Origin of the sequence: uncultured Arcobacter sp., assembly GCF_937982575.1 — a bacterium.
Lineage (GTDB): Bacteria > Campylobacterota > Campylobacteria > Campylobacterales > Arcobacteraceae > Arcobacter.
On record NZ_CALJLR010000019.1, the window covers coordinates 108,012 to 128,475 of the forward strand.

Annotated in this window: 23 protein-coding genes; 17 read left to right on the forward strand and 6 right to left on the reverse strand. The window is 28.6% G+C overall.

Translation table 11 applies throughout. The features are described 5' to 3' along the window. Position 1 precedes the first annotated feature (1 nt). From Q0617_RS11720 to Q0617_RS11735, 4 genes are all read left to right on the forward strand, one after another. Positions 2 to 658, forward strand: a complete 657-nt coding sequence (locus tag Q0617_RS11720; protein WP_298753490.1) for a CoA pyrophosphatase — start codon at positions 2 to 4, stop codon at positions 656 to 658. Between the two features lie 84 nt (positions 659 to 742). Then, on the forward strand, positions 743 to 1,174 hold the full coding sequence (locus Q0617_RS11725) for a DoxX family protein (protein WP_298753491.1): 432 nt from the start codon (positions 743 to 745) through the stop codon (positions 1,172 to 1,174). A gap of 85 nt (positions 1,175 to 1,259) precedes the next feature. After that, entirely contained in the window at positions 1,260 to 1,883 is a 624-nt protein-coding gene (locus Q0617_RS11730) for a fumarylacetoacetate hydrolase family protein (protein ID WP_298753492.1), read from the forward strand. 99 nt (positions 1,884 to 1,982) lie between these two features. Beyond that, complete coding sequence (locus Q0617_RS11735) at positions 1,983 to 2,834, forward strand: bifunctional methionine sulfoxide reductase B/A protein (RefSeq protein WP_298753493.1); 852 nt, start codon at positions 1,983 to 1,985, stop codon at positions 2,832 to 2,834. Here the strand turns inward: Q0617_RS11735 and Q0617_RS11740 are convergent. Next, positions 2,831 to 3,172, reverse strand: a complete 342-nt coding sequence (locus Q0617_RS11740) for a hypothetical protein (protein ID WP_298753494.1) — start codon at positions 3,170 to 3,172, stop codon at positions 2,831 to 2,833. The two genes, Q0617_RS11735 and Q0617_RS11740, sit on opposite strands and share 4 nt — an antisense overlap. Before the next feature lie 154 nt (positions 3,173 to 3,326). Between Q0617_RS11740 and Q0617_RS11745 the strand changes: the two genes are divergently transcribed. Genes Q0617_RS11745 through Q0617_RS11760 form a run of 4 tightly spaced genes read left to right on the forward strand, consistent with a single transcriptional unit; the run spans position 3,327 to position 7,630 of the window. Then, entirely contained in the window at positions 3,327 to 5,612 is a 2,286-nt protein-coding gene (locus Q0617_RS11745; protein WP_298753495.1) for a cache domain-containing protein, read from the forward strand. Positions 5,613 to 5,628: 16 nt separating this feature from the next. Further along, on the forward strand, positions 5,629 to 7,062 hold the full coding sequence (locus tag Q0617_RS11750) for a sensor domain-containing diguanylate cyclase (RefSeq protein ID WP_298753496.1): 1,434 nt from the start codon (positions 5,629 to 5,631) through the stop codon (positions 7,060 to 7,062). A gap of 11 nt (positions 7,063 to 7,073) precedes the next feature. Beyond that, a complete protein-coding gene (locus tag Q0617_RS11755; protein WP_298753497.1) occupies positions 7,074 to 7,388 on the forward strand; it encodes an MTH1187 family thiamine-binding protein in 315 nt (104 codons plus the stop codon). Continuing rightward, positions 7,385 to 7,630 (forward strand): hypothetical protein, encoded by a 246-nt coding sequence (locus tag Q0617_RS11760; RefSeq protein ID WP_298753498.1) that lies wholly within the window; start codon positions 7,385 to 7,387, stop codon positions 7,628 to 7,630. The genes Q0617_RS11755 and Q0617_RS11760 overlap by 4 nt, the downstream gene beginning before the upstream one ends. Here the strand turns inward: Q0617_RS11760 and Q0617_RS11765 are convergent. Together Q0617_RS11765 and Q0617_RS11770 are read right to left on the reverse strand one after the other, a co-directional pair. Next, entirely contained in the window at positions 7,627 to 8,379 is a 753-nt protein-coding gene (locus tag Q0617_RS11765) for a 2OG-Fe(II) oxygenase (RefSeq protein ID WP_298753500.1), read from the reverse strand. The genes Q0617_RS11760 and Q0617_RS11765 overlap by 4 nt on opposite strands. Before the next feature lie 39 nt (positions 8,380 to 8,418). Then, positions 8,419 to 8,955, reverse strand: coding sequence for a ribonuclease HII (locus Q0617_RS11770; protein WP_298753501.1), 537 nt, complete (start codon positions 8,953 to 8,955; stop codon positions 8,419 to 8,421). 124 nt (positions 8,956 to 9,079) lie between these two features. On the opposite strand from Q0617_RS11770, the gene Q0617_RS11775 reads away from it, so the two are divergent. The 8 genes from Q0617_RS11775 (at position 9,080) to Q0617_RS11810 (ending at position 17,793) form a co-directional block, all read left to right on the forward strand. Then, positions 9,080 to 11,653, forward strand: coding sequence for an AAA family ATPase (locus Q0617_RS11775; protein ID WP_298753502.1), 2,574 nt, complete (start codon positions 9,080 to 9,082; stop codon positions 11,651 to 11,653). A gap of 94 nt (positions 11,654 to 11,747) precedes the next feature. Continuing rightward, entirely contained in the window at positions 11,748 to 11,882 is a 135-nt protein-coding gene (gene rpmH / locus Q0617_RS11780) for a 50S ribosomal protein L34 (protein ID WP_013136169.1), read from the forward strand. After that, positions 11,870 to 12,205, forward strand: a complete 336-nt coding sequence (gene rnpA, locus Q0617_RS11785; protein ID WP_298753551.1) for a ribonuclease P protein component — start codon at positions 11,870 to 11,872, stop codon at positions 12,203 to 12,205. Before rpmH ends, rnpA begins: the two co-directional genes overlap by 13 nt. Beyond that, on the forward strand, positions 12,202 to 12,534 hold the full coding sequence (gene yidD / locus Q0617_RS11790) for a membrane protein insertion efficiency factor YidD (protein WP_298753504.1): 333 nt from the start codon (positions 12,202 to 12,204) through the stop codon (positions 12,532 to 12,534). Before rnpA ends, yidD begins: the two co-directional genes overlap by 4 nt. Then, positions 12,527 to 14,173, forward strand: coding sequence for a membrane protein insertase YidC (gene yidC, locus Q0617_RS11795; protein WP_298753505.1), 1,647 nt, complete (start codon positions 12,527 to 12,529; stop codon positions 14,171 to 14,173). Before yidD ends, yidC begins: the two co-directional genes overlap by 8 nt. 9 nt (positions 14,174 to 14,182) lie before the next feature. After that, entirely contained in the window at positions 14,183 to 15,043 is an 861-nt protein-coding gene (locus tag Q0617_RS11800) for a Jag N-terminal domain-containing protein (protein ID WP_298753506.1), read from the forward strand. Positions 15,044 to 15,049: 6 nt separating this feature from the next. After that, on the forward strand, positions 15,050 to 16,393 hold the full coding sequence (gene mnmE, locus Q0617_RS11805; protein ID WP_298753507.1) for a tRNA uridine-5-carboxymethylaminomethyl(34) synthesis GTPase MnmE: 1,344 nt from the start codon (positions 15,050 to 15,052) through the stop codon (positions 16,391 to 16,393). Between the two features lie 161 nt (positions 16,394 to 16,554). Next, complete coding sequence (locus tag Q0617_RS11810) at positions 16,555 to 17,793, forward strand: NAD(P)/FAD-dependent oxidoreductase (protein WP_298753508.1); 1,239 nt, start codon at positions 16,555 to 16,557, stop codon at positions 17,791 to 17,793. On the opposite strand, the gene Q0617_RS11815 is transcribed toward Q0617_RS11810, so the two are convergent. Continuing rightward, positions 17,782 to 18,282, reverse strand: coding sequence for a histidine phosphatase family protein (locus tag Q0617_RS11815; RefSeq protein ID WP_298753509.1), 501 nt, complete (start codon positions 18,280 to 18,282; stop codon positions 17,782 to 17,784). The genes Q0617_RS11810 and Q0617_RS11815 overlap by 12 nt on opposite strands. A gap of 75 nt (positions 18,283 to 18,357) precedes the next feature. After that, complete coding sequence (locus Q0617_RS11820) at positions 18,358 to 18,834, reverse strand: histidine phosphatase family protein (protein WP_298753511.1); 477 nt, start codon at positions 18,832 to 18,834, stop codon at positions 18,358 to 18,360. A 61-nt stretch (positions 18,835 to 18,895) separates the two neighbouring features. Between Q0617_RS11820 and htpX the strand changes: the two genes are divergently transcribed. Beyond that, on the forward strand, positions 18,896 to 19,747 hold the full coding sequence (gene htpX / locus Q0617_RS11825; RefSeq protein ID WP_298753512.1) for a zinc metalloprotease HtpX: 852 nt from the start codon (positions 18,896 to 18,898) through the stop codon (positions 19,745 to 19,747). 2 nt (positions 19,748 to 19,749) lie between these two features. Here the strand turns inward: htpX and Q0617_RS11830 are convergent, their stop codons facing one another. Beyond that, entirely contained in the window at positions 19,750 to 20,340 is a 591-nt protein-coding gene (locus tag Q0617_RS11830; protein ID WP_298753513.1) for a DUF134 domain-containing protein, read from the reverse strand. Between the last annotated feature and the right edge of the window lie 124 nt (positions 20,341 to 20,464).

Sequence of the window (20,464 nt, forward strand, 5' to 3'; positions counted from 1 at the left end):
GATGAAAAAAGAGGGTTTTAAAAAGTTAATAACAAACTTACCAAAATATCCTGGTGTGATGGGTCGAGATAGATTTTTTAATAGTGCAGTTTTAATCCCCTTTGTAAAAATTAAGGGTCAATATTTTATTCTTTTTCAAAAAAGAGCAGCAGGTATAAAACAAGGCGGAGATATCTGTTTTCCAGGAGGTGGCTTTGAAGAAGGTATTGATAAAAACTTCAAAGATACAGCACTAAGAGAGACAAATGAAGAGTTAGGTATTGCTAAAAAAGATATAAAAATTATAGGACAACTTGATACGATGGTTGCTTCATTTGGAACTATAGTAGAGCCTTTTGTTGGATTAATAAAGAAAAAAGCTATCAAAAATATGAAACTTGATAAAAATGAAGTTGAAAATACATATTTGATTCCCTTAGATTACTTCAAAAAAAATGAACCAGATATTTATAATCTAAGAACTGAAGTAAAGCCATATCACATAGATGAACATGGAAATAAAGAGGTTTATTTTCCAGTTGACAAATTAAAACTTCCAGAAACATATCAAAAACCATGGGGAAATAAAAAACATAAAGTCTACGTATATAAGTATAAAAAACGAGTTATTTGGGGATTGACAGCAGTTATTTTAAATGATTTATTAAAAAAGTATTAAAATTCAAACAAAATTGTTATAAATAAACAAAGACTAAATACTATTTATTTATAATTAAAGTAAATACACAAAAAAGGATAAATCATGATTTCAAGAATTCACGACATAATTTCGGACCTTTTTAGTAACTTTCAATCTATATTTTTACTATTGGCTAGATTAACTCTTGCATACGGTTTTTATGAACCAGCAATGAAAAAGTGGTCTGATATAGAGGGTATTGCACAATGGTTTGGATCATTGGGGATTCCATTTCCTACATTAAACGCATATATGGCTGCTACAACTGAACTTTTAGGGGTTGTACTACTAGCTCTTGGTTTATTTACTAGGTTAATTTCTATACCTTTAATAGTTGTAATGATTGTTGCAATTTTTACAGTACATATTGGAAATGGCTTTAGTGCAGGAGATAATGGATTTGAGATACCATTATATTATTTATTATTCTTAGGTATTTTTCTATCGCATGGTGCAGGAAAGATATCAGTTGATAATTTTATATTTAAAAAATAGATAATTATTATTAATTTGATTTTGATATAATTTAAATCTTACATCTAAGTATATTTGTAAAATATTTTAAATTAAAGTAGGAATCATGAATAGAATAGTAATTAATAATAAAGAGATATTTCCATCAAAAGTTGTATGTATTGGAAGAAATTATGTTGAACATATAAAAGAGTTAAATAATGAAACACCTGAAGAGATGGTTTTTTTCATTAAACCCAACTCTGCAATAGCTAATCAACTCTTTTTTCCAAAGTTTGCAAATTCATGCCACTATGAATCTGAAATATCTTTTTTGATTGAAGAGAATAAAATATCAGCTGTTGGATTTGGTTTAGATTTAACATTAAGAGATGTTCAATCAAAGTTAAAACAAAAGGGTCTTCCTTGGGAGAGAGCAAAATCTTTTGACAATGCAGCTGTTTTTTCAGAGTTTGTAAATTTCAATGGTGATATCTCAGAACTTGAGGTTGAATTATATATAAATGATGAACTAAAGCAAAAAGGTGATGTATCTATGATGATAAACAAACCTTTGGACATAATGGAAGAGTTTTGTACTTTTTCATCTTTTGAAGATGGAGATATTTTGATGTCAGGAACGCCAAGTGGAGTTGGACAGTTTAAAGTGGGTGACCATTTTATTGGAAAAATATTATGTAAAGATGAGCTATTACTTGAAGTTAAATTTGAAGTATTACCTTCTCATTAAATTTGAGTTTAATTAAACAAATAAACTATATTTAATTTTTATAAGAGAACTTTCTTTCTTTTGATAAACTTTTCAAAATTAAATATAGGATTTTAAAAAATGCCATTTAATAAATTAACTGATGAAGAGATTAGAGTTATAGAAAAAAAAGGTACAGAAAGACCTTTCTCTGGAAAATATTATGACTTTTATTCAGAAGGAATTTATAAGTGTAAGAAGTGTGATACAAAATTGTACTCTTCTAAAAGTAAATTCAATTCTGGATGTGGTTGGCCAAGTTTTGATGATGACTTAGGAACTGTAAAAAGAGTTCCAGATGCTGATGGCAGACGCGTTGAAATTATTTGTGCAAATTGTGGTGCCCACTTGGGACATGTCTTTGAGGGAGAAGGATTTACTTCTAAAAACACAAGACACTGTGTAAATTCTATTTCAGTAAACTTTGACAATGAAAATAAATCAAATAAAGACAAAGGTATATGTTATTTTGCAGCTGGATGTTTTTGGGGTGTTGAATACCATTTTGAACATTTAGATGGAGTATATAGTGCAGTTTCAGGATATATGGGTGGAGATACACTACATCCAAGTTATGAAGAAGTTTGTACAGGAAGAACTGGGCATTTAGAAGTTGTGCAAGTTGAGTATAATAAGAAAAAAGTCTCTTTTGAAAAGTTAGCAAAACTTTTTTTTGAAATTCATGATTTTACTCAAGAAAATGGACAAGGTCCAGATATAGGTAGTCAATATCTATCTGCAATATTTTACAAAGATGAAGAACAAAAAAATATATCTTTAGAACTTTTAGATGAGTTAGAAAATAGAGGTTTTAAAGTTGCTACAACACTAAGAGAAGCTACAACATTTTATGAGGCGGAAGAGTATCATCAGGACTATTATGACAGACACCATAAGGTGCCATATTGTCATACTTATAAAAAGATATTTTAGTTTTCTGTTCCTAAAATATAATAGATAGGTTTTTCACTTATTTGTTCAACTTTCACACCATACTTATTTGACCAATGAGAAACCTCTTCATGAAATTCTTCAAGGATTTCATTTGAATCATTTTCATCACATTTGATTTTTAAAAACTCAGTTTTATTTGATAAACCTACATATGCATTCATCTTTTTTAGATGATCATTTAAACTAATTATATGTTTTGCAAATTTATCAAAATCTTTTGTATTTTGTATCATTACTTCTGCTTGTTTTAGTGCACTCTCACTTTTTGAGTAACCCAATTGTGATAAGACAACTTCAGGTGACATAGTTAATTGCATATTAATCCTTTAATAAAATATATACAACAAATATAGCAAAATAGAATTGAAATATTGTTTAATATTTTATTTAAATTTTTTCTTTTTAGAAATATAAATTAAGTTGTTATTTCTATTGTTTTTTGTAGTATACATGTGTATTTTAAGGCTAAAGATGGAAAAACAAAAGAACTATATATTTGAGATAATATTTTTACCAATTTTAATAATAATTTTTCTTATAATAAGTATAACTATTTATAACATTCACCTAACAAAAAAACAGTTAGAAAAGCAGATAAAAGATAAAAGAGTTGAATACTTCGATATTCAAAAAAAATCTGTATACAATAAAGTACAATACTTAAATAGTGAAATAAAAATTCAAAACAATAAAATAGAATTTAATATAAAAGAAGAACTAAAAGAAAAAATAAACACTGCTATAAAAATTTCAGAAAATATTTTTAAAGAGAATAAAAATTTATCCAAAAAACAAATTGTAAAAATTTTATCAGAGAGATTATCTCTTTTGTCTTATAATAAAAATAGAGGATATTATTATATTCTTGATAAAAATGACCAGTTAATAGAACACCCCATAAAAGAGATGATTGGGAAAAGTACAAGCAATATCTTTGATGTGGATAATGTAAGTTTATCTACAAAAATAAGAAAAAGTCTCAAAAAAGATGAAGTTAGTTTTGTAAAATATCATTTTTACAAGCCAAATAACCAAAAGAAAAAGTTTTTAAAGATAGTTGCAGTTAAATATTTTGAACCACTTGATATCTTAGTAGGAACAGGCGAATACATAGATGATGCAATAAATGAATTTAAAAATGATTTTATCAAAAAAGTATCTCAAAATAATGATATGAATAAATATGTATTCATACTCGATGTGCATAATATAAATGGTGGAAAAAGTTATGCAACAATGCTAGCTAATGTAAATCGAAAAGAGTTAGTTGGAAAAGTATTAGATGATGAAGTAAGAGATTCAAAGGGAAACTTATATAGAAAAGAGTATTTAAAGATTTTAAGAGAAAAAGGAGAGGGCTTTTTAAAGTATTGGTATAAAAAACCAGGAGTTAAAGAGCATAAAGAAAAATATACATATTTTTATCTTAATAAAGAGTGGAATTGGGTAATTGCTTGCGGATTTTATCCTGATGACTTAATTTCACAAATAGAAAAGTTAAATAAACAGTCAAGTGAATATTTGGATAGTTTGATTCGTAATTCACTTTTTTGGGGGTTGATTTTCTCTTGTGTGATGATACTTTTATCAACAATTATTTTTTATAAAATCCAAAGAAGAATAAAAAAAGACCAAAAAAAGTTAATTCAAAGTCAAGAAAATCTAAAAAAAGCACAAAAAATATCAAAAATAGGCTCATGGAGTTATAACTTTGATACTAATGAGATAATCTTTTCAGATGAAATTTATGAAATCTTTGAAATAGATAAAAATAGAAAAAAACCCTCATATGAGCTATTTTTATCTTTTGTTCATAATGATGATAAAAATAGAGTTAATACTGTTTTTGAAAAGTTATTAAAAGATAAAAAATCCCATGAAATTACTCACAGAATAAAAATAAAGAATAAAATAAAATGGGTAAACAATCAAAGTGAAGTTTTTATTGAAAAGAGTAATACTATTGTTATTGGAACACTGCAAGATATAACTGAAAAATATGAAAAAGATAAAAAAATTGAAGAACAATCAAAGCTTTTATTTAATCAGTCAAAAATGGCTGCAATGGGAGAGATGATAGAAAATATTGCCCATCAGTGGAGACAACCTTTATCTGCTATTTCAACAAGTGCTACGGGAATGAAATTAGAGAATGATTATAACCTTTTAGATAGTAATAAACTTACAACTGGTTTAGATAATATCATTGATAATACAACATACTTATCTAATACAATTGAAGATTTTAGAAAGTATTTTGTCAAAGATAAAGTAAGAACAAAATGTAATATAAAAATAGTATATCAAAATACTATCAAACTCTTAAAATCAAAATTTGATAGCTTGAATATAGAGATAATAGAAGATTGTGAAGACATATATTGTACTACTTTAGAAAATGAACTTGTACAATGTTTAATGAATATTTTTAACAATGCACATGATGTTTTAGTGAAAAATGGTAGATCTAAAAAATTAATTTTTGTAAAAATTTATAAAAAATATGACAATGTAATAATTAGTGTAACTGACAATGCAGGTGGAATAAGTGAAGAAATAATTCAAAAAGTATTTGAACCATATTTTACAACAAAGCACAAGGCACAAGGTACCGGGATTGGTTTATATATGACTCAAGAAATTGTTGTTAAGCATTTGGATGGTTTTATAAAAGTAAAAAATGTAAATTTAAACTATGAGTCTGTAAAATATACAGGTGCAAACTTTAAGATATCTTTGCCCCTTAATAGAGAATAAAAAAATAGGATAATATATGAATTTTAAAAACTATGTTGTACTTATAGTTACTTTTCTACTTATTACATTTTCAATTGGTTCTTCAGTTTTAAACTATATGAAGTCACTCAATGAAACACAAGAAGAGTTAAAAGAGCGTTCACTACCTTTATCCATTGATAATATATACACAGAAGTTCAAAGAAATCTAATAGAACCAACATTAGTATCTTCAATGATGGCAAATGATACCTTTTTAAAAGATTGGATAATCCATGATGAAAGTAAAACTAATAAAATAGCTAGATATTTAGAGAGTATTAAAAATAGACATAATGTTTTTAGCACTTTTTTAGTTTCGCAAAAAACAGGTAACTACTATACCTCAAAAGGTCTACTTGAAAAGATAAAAGAAGAAAATCCAAATAATGAATGGTATTTTAAATTCAGAGATATTCAAGATAATTATGAGATAAATTTAGATTTTAATAAATACCTAGGGGATTCTTTAATTATGTTTATTAATTATAAGATTTTCGATGACAACTTTCACTACTTAGGTGCCACTGGAATTGGAATAAAAATCTCATATATAGATGATATGTTAAAACATTTTAGACTCAAATATAACTTCAATGTTTTTTTTACAGATAAAGATGGAAATATTGTACTTTCAGAACAAGAAAATAATGATATAGGCAAAGCCAGAAATATAAAAGACCTAAACCTAGATAAAGCTAGTTTGATTGAAAACTCTAAAGTTATTGAGTACAAAAAAAATGGAAAAGCATATATTTTAAATACTAAATATATAAAAGAGTTAAAGCTATATCTGTTTGTAGAAGCAGAATTAGATAAGTTTACAAAAGAGTTAGAAAAAACTTTTTATACCAATCTTCTAATATCTTTGCTTATAACAGCAATTATTATAATGATAATTTTATATACAATTAGAACTTACAATAAGAAATTGGAAAACTTAGCTTCATATGATAGTTTGACTCACTTACCAAATAGAAGAAACTTTAATGAATATTTTGAAAAATCCCTTAAGCTTTTTAAAAGAGATAATATTCCTAGGTCAGTTATATTTTTTGATATAGATAATTTTAAAATGATAAACGATAACTATGGACATTTAGTTGGGGATAATGTTTTAAAAAGAATTGCAGTAATTTTAAATCTTCAAATTAGAGATTGTGATACTATATCAAGATGGGGTGGAGAAGAGTTTTTAATTTTATTAAATGACTCAAATGTAGAACAAAGTTTTCAAGTTGCTCAAAAAATAAGAGCAAGTTTTGAAGATGACCTTGAGTTAAGCAATCTTGTAAAAGGCTCAGTAACAGCAAGTTTTGGTGTTGCTACATTTAGAAAAGATGATACAATAGAAAAAGTCATTTCAAGGGCTGATCATGCTTTATATGCTGCTAAAAATAGTGGTAAAAACAAAGTAGAAAAAGAAGTTTAGGAGGAGTTTAGATGTCAGTATTATTAGAAATGGCGATGTTCCCAACTGACCAAGGCGAGAGTAAAAGTGAATATGTAGCTCAAGTTATAAGCCTCATAAGGCAGAGTGGCTATACATATCAACTAACTTCAATGGGAACAATAATCGAAACAAATGAAATAGGGCAAGCTTTAAAACTTGTTGAAGAGTGTTATAATATTTTAGAATCAAATGGTTGCAATAGGGTTTATTCTACTTTAACATTTGATATTAGAAAAGGTCATGATAATAGATTAAAATCAAAAATAGAGTCCATAGAAAAACATATAGGAGAGGTTTCAAAATGAAATATATATTTATATTAACATTATTAGTAAGTACACTTTTTTCAGCAGATGATTTACAAGAGTGTGTTCAATCAACAGTTTCTAAAACATCAGTTATTTTTACTTGTATGCATGGTGAGTATTATATAGAGTATGAATCAACATCAAAAAGAGATGTTAAAGAGATAAAAATCCTTTATACAAAAGCTGATAAATACAAATATTTGAAAAACTTAAAACGTCTACCAAAAGATATTGATTAGTGTACAATGGCATTATGCCATTGCACAATAGATACTCTCATACCACTTTTTACTTTTTTTACACTATGTGAAAAGTAGGGATTACTTAAAAAAGAGACAAAGTCTCCCTCTTTAGGTTTGATTGATAGTTTTCTAAATTTATCATCAAATAAGAAATCAAAAACTAACTCTCCACCACTAAATTCAAATTCATCTTTTGGCTCTTTTACACTTGTAGTGATGAATAAAACAGTTGTGATAATTCTTGCAGGTGCTACTGGATTGAACTCAATAATGTTTTTGTCTAAGTCAACTATTTCACTACAGTTGTCAGAGTGTCTTTTATAAAAACAGCCATCTTTATAAATAAGTATTTGTGGTTCAATTGATTGCATAAGAGAGACATTGAAAAATTCTTCTATTTTATTTCTTTGTGATTCAAAAAATCTATTATACTCTTTTATAAAAGTCTCATTGGGGATGATATTATATGTATTTCTTATTTGTGTATTTTTTTTAGGAAGAACAACCCCATCGTCTGTACTAATTATCCCTATCTTTTTTGATTCATCTTCATGGTTTTTTACAAAACTTTTCATGCCTGAAAAATTAAAATCAATATTTTCATATATAAATGGGGCTTCATAATAGGGATTAGGAAGTATTTTCATACTCTCAGGAACAATAGTATCAAGCCAGTGTTTTGGGCAAAAAACATTATTGCCAACTTGAGTAAGTTCAAGTTTTTTTATATCAAAAGGTGCAGTCATATAACCTACTAAATTTTTTGTGAAATTATAGCACTTATTTTAGTAATCTATACCTTTTGTTTTAAAACTATATCTATGCTCTTCACTTCGTCCAAACTCTTTTATCATCTCTATATGAATTTTTGTTCCATAACCTTTGTGTTTTTCAAACTTGTAGTTTGGATAGCTATTTGCAATATCAACCATATATCTATCACGGCTTACCTTTGCTAAAATAGAAGCAGCACTAACTTCAGGATAATTTGCATCTGCTTTTATCTCATGTTTTAACTCTTCTATTCCAAAAGAGGTATTTCCATCCATTAGGTATTCACTTGCACTTAATTTAGTCATAATTTCTTCTATAGAGTTTTTTAAACAAAGTGACAAGCCAAGAGCATCTAAAGTCTTTGCATCTGTAAATACTATATGATAAAAAGAGTTGGCTATTATCTCATCAAAAAGTTTCTCTCTTCTCTTTTCACTTAGTTTTTTAGAATCATTTAATCCCTCTATTGGGTTTTTTAAAACAACTCCAGCTACAACCATTGGGCCAGCAAGTGGACCTCTTCCTGCTTCATCTATACCACACAACATCTATTTCCTTTCTGTTTAGCTAATTATATTGTAAAAAATATGAAAGAAAATAAAAATAACACTTGACAAAACTACACTCAAGGTGCTATAATTTATTAGCAGTTAAATTAAAGGAGTGCTAATTATGAATAAAATTTTTGAAAAACTAACAAACCAAATGGCAGAAAGCATTGATTCGTCTATTGCTTTAGCTTTACATAATAAAAATCAAGAAGTTGAAGTTATACATATGCTTTGGGCACTGTTAACAAATACCAACTCAGTACTAAACCAATTATTAAATAAAATGAATATAGACAAAACAGCTTTAGTACTAGAAGCAAAATCATATACTTCATCTTTATCAACTGTTTCATCAGTTACAAAAGAGAATATAAAACTAAGTAGAGCATTTTTGGATTCGCTACAAAAAGCAGAAGGACAAATGGCTACACTTGGGGATAAATTTATTGCTATTGACTCATGGCTAATAGCAAATCTTGATAATAAAGTATTTAAAGAGGTATTAGGTAAATATATAGACTTAAGAGAAGCAAAAAAAGAACTTGAAGCCATAAGAGGTGGAAGTGTTATTGATTCAGCTTCAGGTGATGAAAACTTAGAAGCCTTAGGCAAATATGGAATTGACCTAAACCAACAAGCTATAGATGGAAAACTAGACCCTGTAATTGGAAGAGATGAACAAATACAAAGAATGATGCAGATTCTTATAAGAAAAACAAAAAACAACCCTATACTTTTAGGGGAACCTGGAACTGGTAAAACAGCCATTGCAGAAGGCTTAGCTCAAAGAATAGTAGCAAAGGATGTTCCACTATCTTTACAAAATAAAAGAGTGGTAACACTTGATATGAGTGCTTTAATAGCAGGAGCAAAATATAGAGGTGAATTTGAAGATAGACTAAAATCAGTAATAGATGAAGTTAAAAAAGCTGGAAATGTTATACTTTTTATTGATGAGATACATACTATCATTGGAGCAGGGGCTAGCGAAGGAAGTATGGATGCTGCAAATATACTTAAACCAGCACTTGCACGTGGTGAATTACATACAATAGGAGCAACAACATTAAAAGAGTATAGAAAGTATTTTGAAAAAGATACAGCTATGCAAAGAAGATTTCAACCAATCTCTGTAGATGAACCTAGTGTAAATGAAGCTTTACAGATACTTAGAGGTATAAAAGAGAAACTAGAGACTTTTCACAGTGTAACTATCAATGACAGTGCACTAGTAGCAGCTGCAAAATTAAGTGATAGATATATCTCTGATAGATTTCTACCAGATAAGGCCATTGACCTTATTGATGAAGCAGCAGCAGAACTTAAAATGCAAATTGAGAGTGAGCCAATAGTTTTATCAACTGTAAAAAGAGCTGTTCAGACTTTGATGGTAGAAAAAGAAGCTTTAAAGATGGAAAAATCTAAAAAGAATACTCAAAGAATAGATGAAATAGAAAAAGAGTTAGCAAATCTAAGTGAAGAACAAAGAGCCTTAGAATCAAGATTTTTAAATGAAAAAGAGACATTTAATAAAGCTTCAGGATTAAAAGTAAAAATTGATGAACTTAAAACAAAAGCTCAAGCGGCAAAAAGAGAATCAAGATTTGAAGAAGCTGCTTCTATAGAGTATGGGGAAATACCAGAGTTAGAAAAACAAGTGAAAGAAAATGAAGAAAAATGGAACATCATGCAAGAAGAGGGGACACTTTTAAGAAATAGTGTCGATGAAGATGCAATTGCAAGTATAGTTTCAAGATGGACTGGAATTCCTGTAAATAAAATGCTAAGTAGTGAAAAACAAAGAATTCTAGAGGTTGAAAAGGTATTAAAAGAGGATGTAAAAGGACAAGATGAAGCTCTAAAAGCAATAAGTAGAGCAATCAAAAGAAATAAAGCGGGACTAAGTGAAGATAGTAAACCAATAGGTTCTTTTATGTTTTTAGGACCAACAGGTGTTGGTAAAACAGAGAGTGCAAAAAGTTTAGCAAAGTTTTTATTTGATGATGAAAAATCACTTATAAGATTTGATATGAGTGAATATATGGAAAAACATGCTGTTTCAAGACTAATAGGTGCAGCTCCTGGATATGTGGGCTATGATGAAGGTGGACAGTTAACAGAGGCTGTTAGAAGAAAACCTTACAGTGTGATTTTATTTGATGAGATTGAAAAAGCTCATCCCGATGTATTTAATATCTTACTTCAAGTTCTTGATGATGGAAGATTAACAGATAACAAAGGTGTAACAATAGATTTTAAAAATACAATTATTATCTTAACTTCAAATATTGGAAGTAGTAAAATTATAGAAATATCAGATAAAGATAAAAGAAAAGATGAGGTATTTTTAGAAATAAAAAACTATTTTAGACCAGAATTTTTAAATAGATTAGATGATATAATTATTTTTGAACAATTAGGATTAGACTCAATTACAAATATTGTTTCTATAATGTTTGATGATATTAAGAAAAAGTTACAAGATAAAGATATCCAAATAGAGTTAAGCCAAAGTGCAAAAGAGTTTATTGCAAAAGTTGGATTTGACCCAGTATATGGGGCAAGACCGCTAAAAAGAGCAATCTATGAAATAGTAGAAGATAAACTTGCTGATTTGATATTGGAAGATAAAATTAAATCAGGAAGTAAAGTTGTATTTGATGTTCAAAATGATGAGGTAATAGCAAAAATATAGTTTTAGGAAAGGTTTATCCTGGCTTAATATAAAGAAATTTTAAGTTAACTTTAACTATAATCCGCAACTTGAATTTTAAAAAGGGAATGACACTATGAAAAGAACATACCAACCGCATAACACGCCAAAAAAGAGAACTCACGGTTTTAGAGTTAGAATGTCTACTAAAAACGGTAGAAAAGTTATTGCAAGAAGAAGAGCTAAAGGTAGAAAAAGATTAGCTGTTTAAGCAAACAATACAGACTAAATAGCTCAAGAGATTTTAAACAACTATATCAAAGCGGCAAAAAATGGCATACGCCATCTTTTGTCGCTTTTTTTAGTTCTAGTGAAAATCTAAGTATTGCCTTTGTTACTTCAAAAAAAGTAGGAAATGCAGTTTGCAGAGCCAAAGCTAGAAGAAGACTACGAGCTATAGTTTTGGAAAATGAAGAAAAAATCATAACAGGCAAATATATTTTTGTAGCAAAAGATGAGTTATTAAAGAAGTCATATGTGCAATTACAAAAAGATTTTAACTTTGCTTTTAAACGACTAAACCTATACAAATGAACTTTGTATTTAAATATCTAATTAAGTTTTATCAGAAATTTATTTCACCTTATACATATGGAAGTTGTAGATTTTACCCAACTTGTTCAGAATATGGACTATGGCAGATGGAAAATAACTCTTTTTTTAAGGGTATTTATTTTACAATAACACGGATATTAAAATGTAACCAGCTTTTTGAAGGAGGAATTGACTATCCAATAGTTAATAAAATCCCGCGTAGAACTGTCATACATAAAAAAATCAAAGTAAAATATTGGTATATACCAACTAATGATAAAAAATACTTTGTAGTAAAGAATTGGGAGAGAAATAAGAATAATGAATAATTTAAATAATAATCAGGGTATGCAAAAGCGAATGTTAATAATGACATTAGTTGTTTTTGTATTTTTTGTAGCTTATGAATTTTTGGTTTTAAAACCTCAAAAAGAGGCACAAGCTGCTAAAGTAGCTCAAGAGAAAAGTACACAAGCAAATAGTGCTCCACAAGTGGTTCAAAATAGCGCAAATCCTGAATCTGCTCCAGCTTCAAATATATCAAGCCCTTCAAATATAGTTGATGCTTTATCTACAAAAGCAATTATAGCAAATGATATAGTTTCAACTGTTACTACTGGTAAAAATATTATCCAAATTGATAAATTAGGTAGAATAGCACAAGTTACTCTTTTAGAGAGACAATATATCACAGAAGATGGTTCTCATATCAAACTTTTTGAAGCAGATCAATTAAGACCTTTAGAAGTTAGATTTGCAGATTCAACTATAAATAATGAAGCTTTTAAAGTTCCAGTAACTGCAAGTTCTGTTATTGTTGATGCAACAAAAGATACACAAACTCTTGTTTTAACACAAGTATTAAAAGATACAGTTTTAACTAAAACATTTACTTTTTATGCTGATGGTCATTATGATTTAAAAGCAAAAGCAACAAATAACAAACAGTTTTTTATAACATCAGGATTTAGACCAAATGTATTAGCTGATATGTATGCTGACCATGGTGTAATTGTAAAACTAGTTGATGGTACTTTAGACGTAACTGTTGATGGTGACTCTGATAAATCAAAAACATATACAGGGGCTAAATTCTTAAGTGCCTTTGATAGATATTATACAACTGTACTTTATAACTTTGAAAAAACTTTCCAAGTATCACTTATGCCTGATAAAGAATCAAACCCACAAGGTTTTATTCACTCTGAAAATGCATCTATTTCTTTTAGTGGATATGCTGGACCTAAAGAGCACAAAACATTAACTGCTTTAAATCCTGAGTTAACTGATGTTATTGAGTATGGATGGTTTACTTTTATTGCAAATCCAATGTTCTTATTCTTACAATTTATTCAAAGTTATGTAGGTAACTGGGGATGGACTATTGTAATAGCTACAATCTTAATTAAACTTGTACTTTATCCTTTATCATACAAAGGTATGGTATCAATGCAAAAGCTAAAAGAATTAGCTCCAAAAATCAAAGATATTCAAGCAAAATACAAAGATGATAAACAAAAACAATCAGCTCATATGATGGAACTGTATAAGAAACATGGTGCAAACCCTATGGGTGGATGTCTGCCATTAGTTATGCAAATCCCAGTATTCTTTGCTATCTATAGAGTTTTATTAAATGCAATTGAACTAAAAGGTGCTGAGTGGATTTTCTGGATTCACGATTTAGCAGAGATGGATCCATATTTTGTATTACCTGTATTGATGGGTGCAACTATGTTTTTACAACAAAAAATTACACCAAATACATTACAAGATGAAACACAAAGAAAAATTTTCCAATTTTTACCAGTGATTTTTACATTCTTCTTCTTGTGGTTCCCAGCAGGGTTAACTCTTTACTGGTTTATAAATAACTTATTTACAATTGCTCAACAATTTTATATTAATAAACTGTTTGAAAAAAGAAAAACAGTAGAAGTAGAAGAGAAAAAACTAGCTAAAAAATAGGAAGTAAATATGAAAAAATTTGAAGCAAAAACTTTAGAAGAAGTATATGAATTAGCATCAAATGAATTTAGTTGTTCCATTATTGATTTAGAAATAGAAATAATCCAACAGCCAAGTAAAGGTTTTCTTGGCTTTGGTAGAAAAACTGCCATAGCAACTGCTCAATTAAAAAGAAGACAAAGAAGAGAAAACAAAAAATACAAAGATACCCGATATAAAAAATCAAATATAAATATAGAAGATGTATCTGAAAAAATCGCAAATACATCAAAATCAGAAGTAAAAAAACAAACAGTTCAAAATACAACAAAAGTTCCTAACGTAGAAGGAAAAGAACAAATCTTTGATAACTTTTATACAGAAAACAATCAAAAAGACGAAATATCAAAAATAGTAATAAAAAAAGATAGAGATGAAATCATCTCTGAAGTAAAAAAAGATATTAATAACTTATTTTTAAATACTTGTTATGAAATAGACGAAATAGAAGTTAACTTTCATGATGATGAGACTTTATACGTAGAGTTTAGTGGTAAAGATTCAGCTCTTTTAATAGGTAAAGAAGGGTATAGATATAAAGCTTTATCATATATTTTATTCAATTGGATAAATGAAAAATATGGATTTATGTTAAGACTTGAAGTTGCAGAATTTTTGAAAAATCAAGAAGAAGCAATATATAACTACTTAATCCCTGTAATTGAAACAATCAATGAAACAGGAACATACAAAACTAAACCTTTAGATGGTATTTTGGTTCATATTGCTTTAAAAAGATTAAGAGAAGAGTTTCCTAATAAATACGTAGCTGTTAAAACTAATGTTAGAGGTGATAAGTACGTATTAGTAAATGAGTATAGAAGTAATTAATTGTCTATGGACTCACTAGATACAATTGTTGCAATTGCAACAGCCAATGGAATTGGTTCTATTTCAATAATAAGAGTAAGTGGTAAAGATGCTTTACCTTTTGCTTTAGCTCTTTCAAAAAAACAAATCCTAAAACCACGACTTGCAACTCTATCAAATGTTTATAATAGCAATGATGAAATTATAGACGAAGCACTATTAATCTATTTTAAAAATCCACACTCTTTTACGGGTGAAGATATTGTAGAGTTTCAATGTCATGGTGGTATTGCTATTTCAAACATCATATTAAATGAGCTTATTAAACTTGGGTGTCGAATGGCAAATCCAGGAGAGTTTTCAAAAAGAGCTTTTTTAAATAATAAAATAGATTTATCAAAAGCAGAAGCAATAGCAAAACTTATTGAAGCTAGAAGTGAAGATGCCGTTAAATTATTGGCTCGACAACTAAAAGGTGAACTTACAAATTTTGTAAATGATATTAGAGAAGATTTACTTTTTATGCTTGCATACACAGAAGTTAATATTGACTATGCAGAGGAAGATTTACCTGAAGATATTTTTGAACAAATAGAGAGAAAGTTAGAAAAAATAGTTGTCAAATTATCAGATACACTTGAATCAAGTAAAAGAAGAGAAGGTCTAATAGAAGGTTTTAAAGTAGCAATTATAGGTAAACCAAATGTTGGAAAATCTTCACTTTTAAACAAACTTCTAAACTTTGATAGAGCAATTATCAGTGATATTGCAGGAACTACTAGAGATACAATAGAAGAGTCAGTAAAAATAGGAACTCACATTATCAAGATAGTTGATACAGCAGGTATAAGAGAAGCTAGTGATACAATTGAAAAAATAGGTATAGAGAAGTCTTTAAGTGCAGTAGATGAAGCTGATATTATTATTTCACTATTTGATAATTCAAAAGTTTGTGATAGTGAAGATAAAAAAATCATAAATATATTAGATGAGATTGAAAATAAAGAAAAACTAGTTGTATTAAATAAAATTGATTTGGAATCAAAGTTTGACAAGTCTGCTTTAAAAGATGACTATATAGAACTAAGTACAAAAAATAGTATTAATAGTTTGATTGAAAGAATTGAAAAGATTTTAGATAATAATTCCCATGATGATAATATGACTTTGATATCTAAAAGACAAGTAGATGCGGTGGAAAAAACACTACATCATATACTAGAATCAAGAATGCCACTACAAACTGGTGAGTTAGAGTTTTTTGCACATCATATACATGAAGCTATTGAGAATATTTCACTAATAACAAGGCCATATGAAAATGACCAGATGTTGGATGTGATGTTTGGAGCCTTCTGCCTCGGAAAATAGCTGTAGAGGTATAGCTTTTTGCACACTTCTGCGTTAGAGTAATTTTTTTACTCAATCACGTACTAATTGTACGCTCAATCGCAAAGAAATTACTCTGCCTTGAATTGCACTAAAAATCTATACCTCGGCAATTTTTAGTAGTTTAGAATAATAGGAAATAAATGAAAACTTATGATTTGATTGTAATAGGTTCTGGTGCTGCTGGGATGATTGCTGGTATAAAAGCTTCTAGGGATGGCAAGAGCGTACTATTACTTGAACAGCAAGAAAAGCTGGGTCCAAAACTAAAAGCTACAGGTGGTGGACGCTGTAACCTTACAAATACCCTTGATAATTCTGACTTTATGAACTCTTTTGGTCGCAATGGTCGTTTTATGATGGATGCTATAACTGCTTTTGATTATAAAGACTTAATGAACTTCTTTAAAGAAATAGGTGTTGAGACTCATATCCCTGATGGATTTAGAGTATTTCCTATTACTCACAACTCTTCTACTATTATAAAAGCATTAGAAGATGAACTTACTCGTGTGGGAGTTGAAGTTAGATGTAATACAAAAGCCCAGACTCTATTATTTGAAGATGAATCAATAGTTGGTGTTCAAACTTTGGATGAAAAGTTTTTAAGTCCTAATGTTGTTGTAGCAACTGGAGGATTGGGTTATCCCATGCTTGGAGCCAATGGTGATGGATTTACTTTTGCAAAAGAGTTAGGTCATAGAGTTACTGATTTATATCCTGCAATGTTACCTTTAATATCAAAAGAGAGTTGGGTAGCTTCTTGTAAAGCTGATACTATAGCAAAAGCAGAACTAAGAATAGATTTACCAAAAGCAAAAAAACTAAAAGCTGTTGGTGATTTGATTTTTACTTCCAAGGGTATTAGAGGTCCTGTTGTTTTAGATTTCTCACGGGAAGTTACACCTTTTTTAGAAAAATATGGAGAAGTTCCACTTTTAATCAATATGATTAAAGGCAAAAATGAAGAAGAGGTTAGGGTACATATTAACAATGAGATTAAAGCAAATCCTGACTCAACTATTTTAGAAAATATTAGTACACTTATTCCCGAGTCTGTTGCAAATGAACTTTGTATTTTAAGCAAAGCAGATACGAATAAGAAGTTTAAAGATTTATCAGGGCAAGTAAGAGATAAACTTATAAAAAATCTTGTCTCAACTCCTTTAACAATCATTGATCATGTTGGTTTTAAACAAGCTATGATTACAAGGGGTGGGGTTAGTTTAAAAGAGATAAATCCAAAAACCATGCAAAGTAAGATTATAAAAGGGCTATATTTTTGTGGTGAAGTTGTTGATTTAGATGGACCATGTGGAGGGTATAACCTCCAATGGTCTTTTTCAAGTGGCAATTTAGCTGGAAAACTTTTAGATTTTTAAGAAGTTATTATAATCAGGTTTTTCTATCCAAATAAATTTTGCATTCTCTTTACCTATATCTATCCAAGAATTTGTTTCAAACTCTACTTTTAAGACTTCCCCTGGTTTTATCTCTTCTCTGTAAACATCAAGTGTTATAGTAAGTGCAGTTAAAGAAGGGTTGTGACCTATCAAAAACATCTCATTTACTGTATCAAAAGTATAAGATATTGTTTCTATTAGCTCATTTACATAGGCTTGAAAAAGAACTTCGTTGTACATAATATTTTTGTCATATTTCAATATTTCAGAGACTATTTCAGCTGTTTCTCTTGTACGATTTGCCGGACTTGCAACAATCAAGTCAGGCTTAATATTTAAAGAGCTCAAATTTTGTGCAATTCTTTTTGCTTCTTCTATTCCCTCTTGTGATAATTTAATATCAAAATCATCTTGATTTGGTTTTGCTACTTGCTTTTGAGGATGTCTCATTATATAAAGTGTTTTCATTTTTAATCCAATTCTCTTATTGTTATTATTTTAAGTAAATTTTCCTAGAAATAATATAAAAAATTACAAAATATTTTACTTTTTCTTTGGTGGATTAGTATATGAAACAAATTTTGAGTCGTTTTTATGAAAATCTTTCCAATCATCAATTAAAATATCTATTTCAATAAGACTTGCAGTTTGAATATTATTTTCAAAATTTATTAGTCCATAAGCAAATTCATTAAGTCCCGGATTGTGTCCAATTATCATCAAAGAGTCTATTTGTTTTTCAACTTTTTTTATTATACCCATTATTTCAGTACTACTTGCATGATACAAACTATCTATAAAAACACAATTTTTCTTATCAAATATTCCATTAACAGTGAGTTTAGTTCTATTTGATGTACTACAAAGAATCAAATCTGGTTTTATATTATTTTTTAAAACAAACTCTTTCATATATTTAACTTGATTTTTCCCTCTATTGTTTAATGGTCTATCAATATCTTTTAAAGAAGAATCTTCCCATGAAGACTTTGCATGTCTTAATAAATATAATTTTTTCATATGTTTTTCCTTTTATATAAAAGATTATAGAATACTAATATAATTTTACTAAGGAAGAAACATGGAACAAGTAAAGACAGTCTTTTTTTTAACACTTTTAACTGTTTTATTCGTTTTTATAGGATTCTCATTTGGCGGTGCTAATGGTGCACTTATTGCATTTTTAATTGCAGGTGGTATGAATTTTTATGCATACTATTATTCTGATAAGCAAGTATTAAAACACTACAACGCAGTTATTATTGAAGATAGAAAAAATTACATATATAAAATTGTAGAAAAATTAACCTATGAAGCAAATCTTCCTATGCCTAAGGTCTATCTAATTCCCGATAGAGTTCCAAATGCTTTTGCAACAGGAAGAAATCATCAAAATGCAGCTGTTGCTGTTACTCAAGGTTTAGTTGATTTATTAAATGAGCGAGAAATAGAGGGTGTTATAGCACATGAGTTATCTCATATAAGACATTATGATATTTTAATTGGAACAATAGCAGCAGTCTTTGCTGGGGCTATTGCTATGATTGCAAATTTTATGCAATTTTCGGCTATGTTTGGTGGAAATAATAGACAAGGTGCTCATCCTATAGTTATGATTCTTATGGCAATTATTTTGCCTATTGCCGCTTCTATAATACAAATGACAGTTAGTAGAAGTAGGGAGTTTTTAGCAGATGAAGGAGCAGCTAGGCTTACAAAAGATCCTGGTGGCTTACAAAGTGCTCTGTCAAAATTAGAATCTTATGCCCAAAGAGGACAAATAAATGAGGCCACAGAAGAGACTGCACATATGTTTATAATAAATCCTTTTTCAGGACGAGATATAAAATTTGGAAATCTATTTAGAACACACCCAACAACTGAAGATAGAATAGCAAGACTTGAAGAGTTGAAGTTTGAACTAAAAAAATAGATTTATTGGAAAATATCAACCATTGTGTCTAAATCAACACAATCTTGTAAAATAGGGTAAATCCCTTTTGCAATAAGCGAAATTTTTAAGTCATAATCTATATCTTTGATTAAGAAGTAGTTTACTTTATAATCATGTAAAAGTTCAGGCAATAAGTTACAGGCTATTTCATCGTCATTATTAAATGCTGGATTTACTATACAGTTTTGAGATTTTAATTTATAATCTTTTATAAAATATATCCAAATGTATTGTGAATCTTCATTTGCATAATCTATTTTTTCGTTTGAATTTGAACAAACAGCAAGGTGAAACTCATTTGTTACTTCATGAACTTTGATATTACTTCCTGTTACTAATGCAAGTGAAATCTTTTTTCTAGCACTTTTAACAATTCTAGCAAAGGTTGCTCTTGATACATTCATTTTTTTAGCAGCATCTTCTTGATACATACAAAATGAGTCCATAAGGTGTATTGCTTCTAACTCTTCATGTAGTAATACTATATCTTCTTTTGCTTCAATATCCTTTGGACCAAAGTATTTACATACTGGTACAAGGTCTAATTTTCGTTTTAATTTATCTCTTGCCATTGCTTACCTTAATTTATTTAATATTCTAGCATAATATACTTGACATATGCTCAAAATGTAGTTATAATTCCTGTCATATGTTCATTAATGTTAGAAAGTAAAATTTAAATGAATATTTTTACAG

Coding starts and splice junctions, on each gene's coding strand:
- Q0617_RS11720 (WP_298753490.1), top strand. CDS start 2: ATGAAAAAAGAGGGTTTTAAAAAGTTAATAACAAACTTACCAAAATAT.
- Q0617_RS11725 (WP_298753491.1), top strand. CDS start 743: ATGATTTCAAGAATTCACGACATAATTTCGGACCTTTTTAGTAACTTT.
- Q0617_RS11730 (WP_298753492.1), top strand. CDS start 1,260: ATGAATAGAATAGTAATTAATAATAAAGAGATATTTCCATCAAAAGTT.
- Q0617_RS11735 (WP_298753493.1), top strand. CDS start 1,983: ATGCCATTTAATAAATTAACTGATGAAGAGATTAGAGTTATAGAAAAA.
- Q0617_RS11740 (WP_298753494.1), bottom strand. CDS start 3,172: ATGCAATTAACTATGTCACCTGAAGTTGTCTTATCACAATTGGGTTAC.
- Q0617_RS11745 (WP_298753495.1), top strand. CDS start 3,327: ATGGAAAAACAAAAGAACTATATATTTGAGATAATATTTTTACCAATT.
- Q0617_RS11750 (WP_298753496.1), top strand. CDS start 5,629: ATGAATTTTAAAAACTATGTTGTACTTATAGTTACTTTTCTACTTATT.
- Q0617_RS11755 (WP_298753497.1), top strand. CDS start 7,074: ATGTCAGTATTATTAGAAATGGCGATGTTCCCAACTGACCAAGGCGAG.
- Q0617_RS11760 (WP_298753498.1), top strand. CDS start 7,385: ATGAAATATATATTTATATTAACATTATTAGTAAGTACACTTTTTTCA.
- Q0617_RS11765 (WP_298753500.1), bottom strand. CDS start 8,379: ATGACTGCACCTTTTGATATAAAAAAACTTGAACTTACTCAAGTTGGC.
- Q0617_RS11770 (WP_298753501.1), bottom strand. CDS start 8,955: ATGTTGTGTGGTATAGATGAAGCAGGAAGAGGTCCACTTGCTGGCCCA.
- Q0617_RS11775 (WP_298753502.1), top strand. CDS start 9,080: ATGAATAAAATTTTTGAAAAACTAACAAACCAAATGGCAGAAAGCATT.
- rpmH (WP_013136169.1), top strand. CDS start 11,748: ATGAAAAGAACATACCAACCGCATAACACGCCAAAAAAGAGAACTCAC.
- yidD (WP_298753504.1), top strand. CDS start 12,202: ATGAACTTTGTATTTAAATATCTAATTAAGTTTTATCAGAAATTTATT.
- yidC (WP_298753505.1), top strand. CDS start 12,527: ATGAATAATTTAAATAATAATCAGGGTATGCAAAAGCGAATGTTAATA.
- Q0617_RS11800 (WP_298753506.1), top strand. CDS start 14,183: ATGAAAAAATTTGAAGCAAAAACTTTAGAAGAAGTATATGAATTAGCA.
- mnmE (WP_298753507.1), top strand. CDS start 15,050: ATGGACTCACTAGATACAATTGTTGCAATTGCAACAGCCAATGGAATT.
- Q0617_RS11810 (WP_298753508.1), top strand. CDS start 16,555: ATGAAAACTTATGATTTGATTGTAATAGGTTCTGGTGCTGCTGGGATG.
- Q0617_RS11815 (WP_298753509.1), bottom strand. CDS start 18,282: ATGAAAACACTTTATATAATGAGACATCCTCAAAAGCAAGTAGCAAAA.
- Q0617_RS11820 (WP_298753511.1), bottom strand. CDS start 18,834: ATGAAAAAATTATATTTATTAAGACATGCAAAGTCTTCATGGGAAGAT.
- htpX (WP_298753512.1), top strand. CDS start 18,896: ATGGAACAAGTAAAGACAGTCTTTTTTTTAACACTTTTAACTGTTTTA.
- Q0617_RS11830 (WP_298753513.1), bottom strand. CDS start 20,340: ATGGCAAGAGATAAATTAAAACGAAAATTAGACCTTGTACCAGTATGT.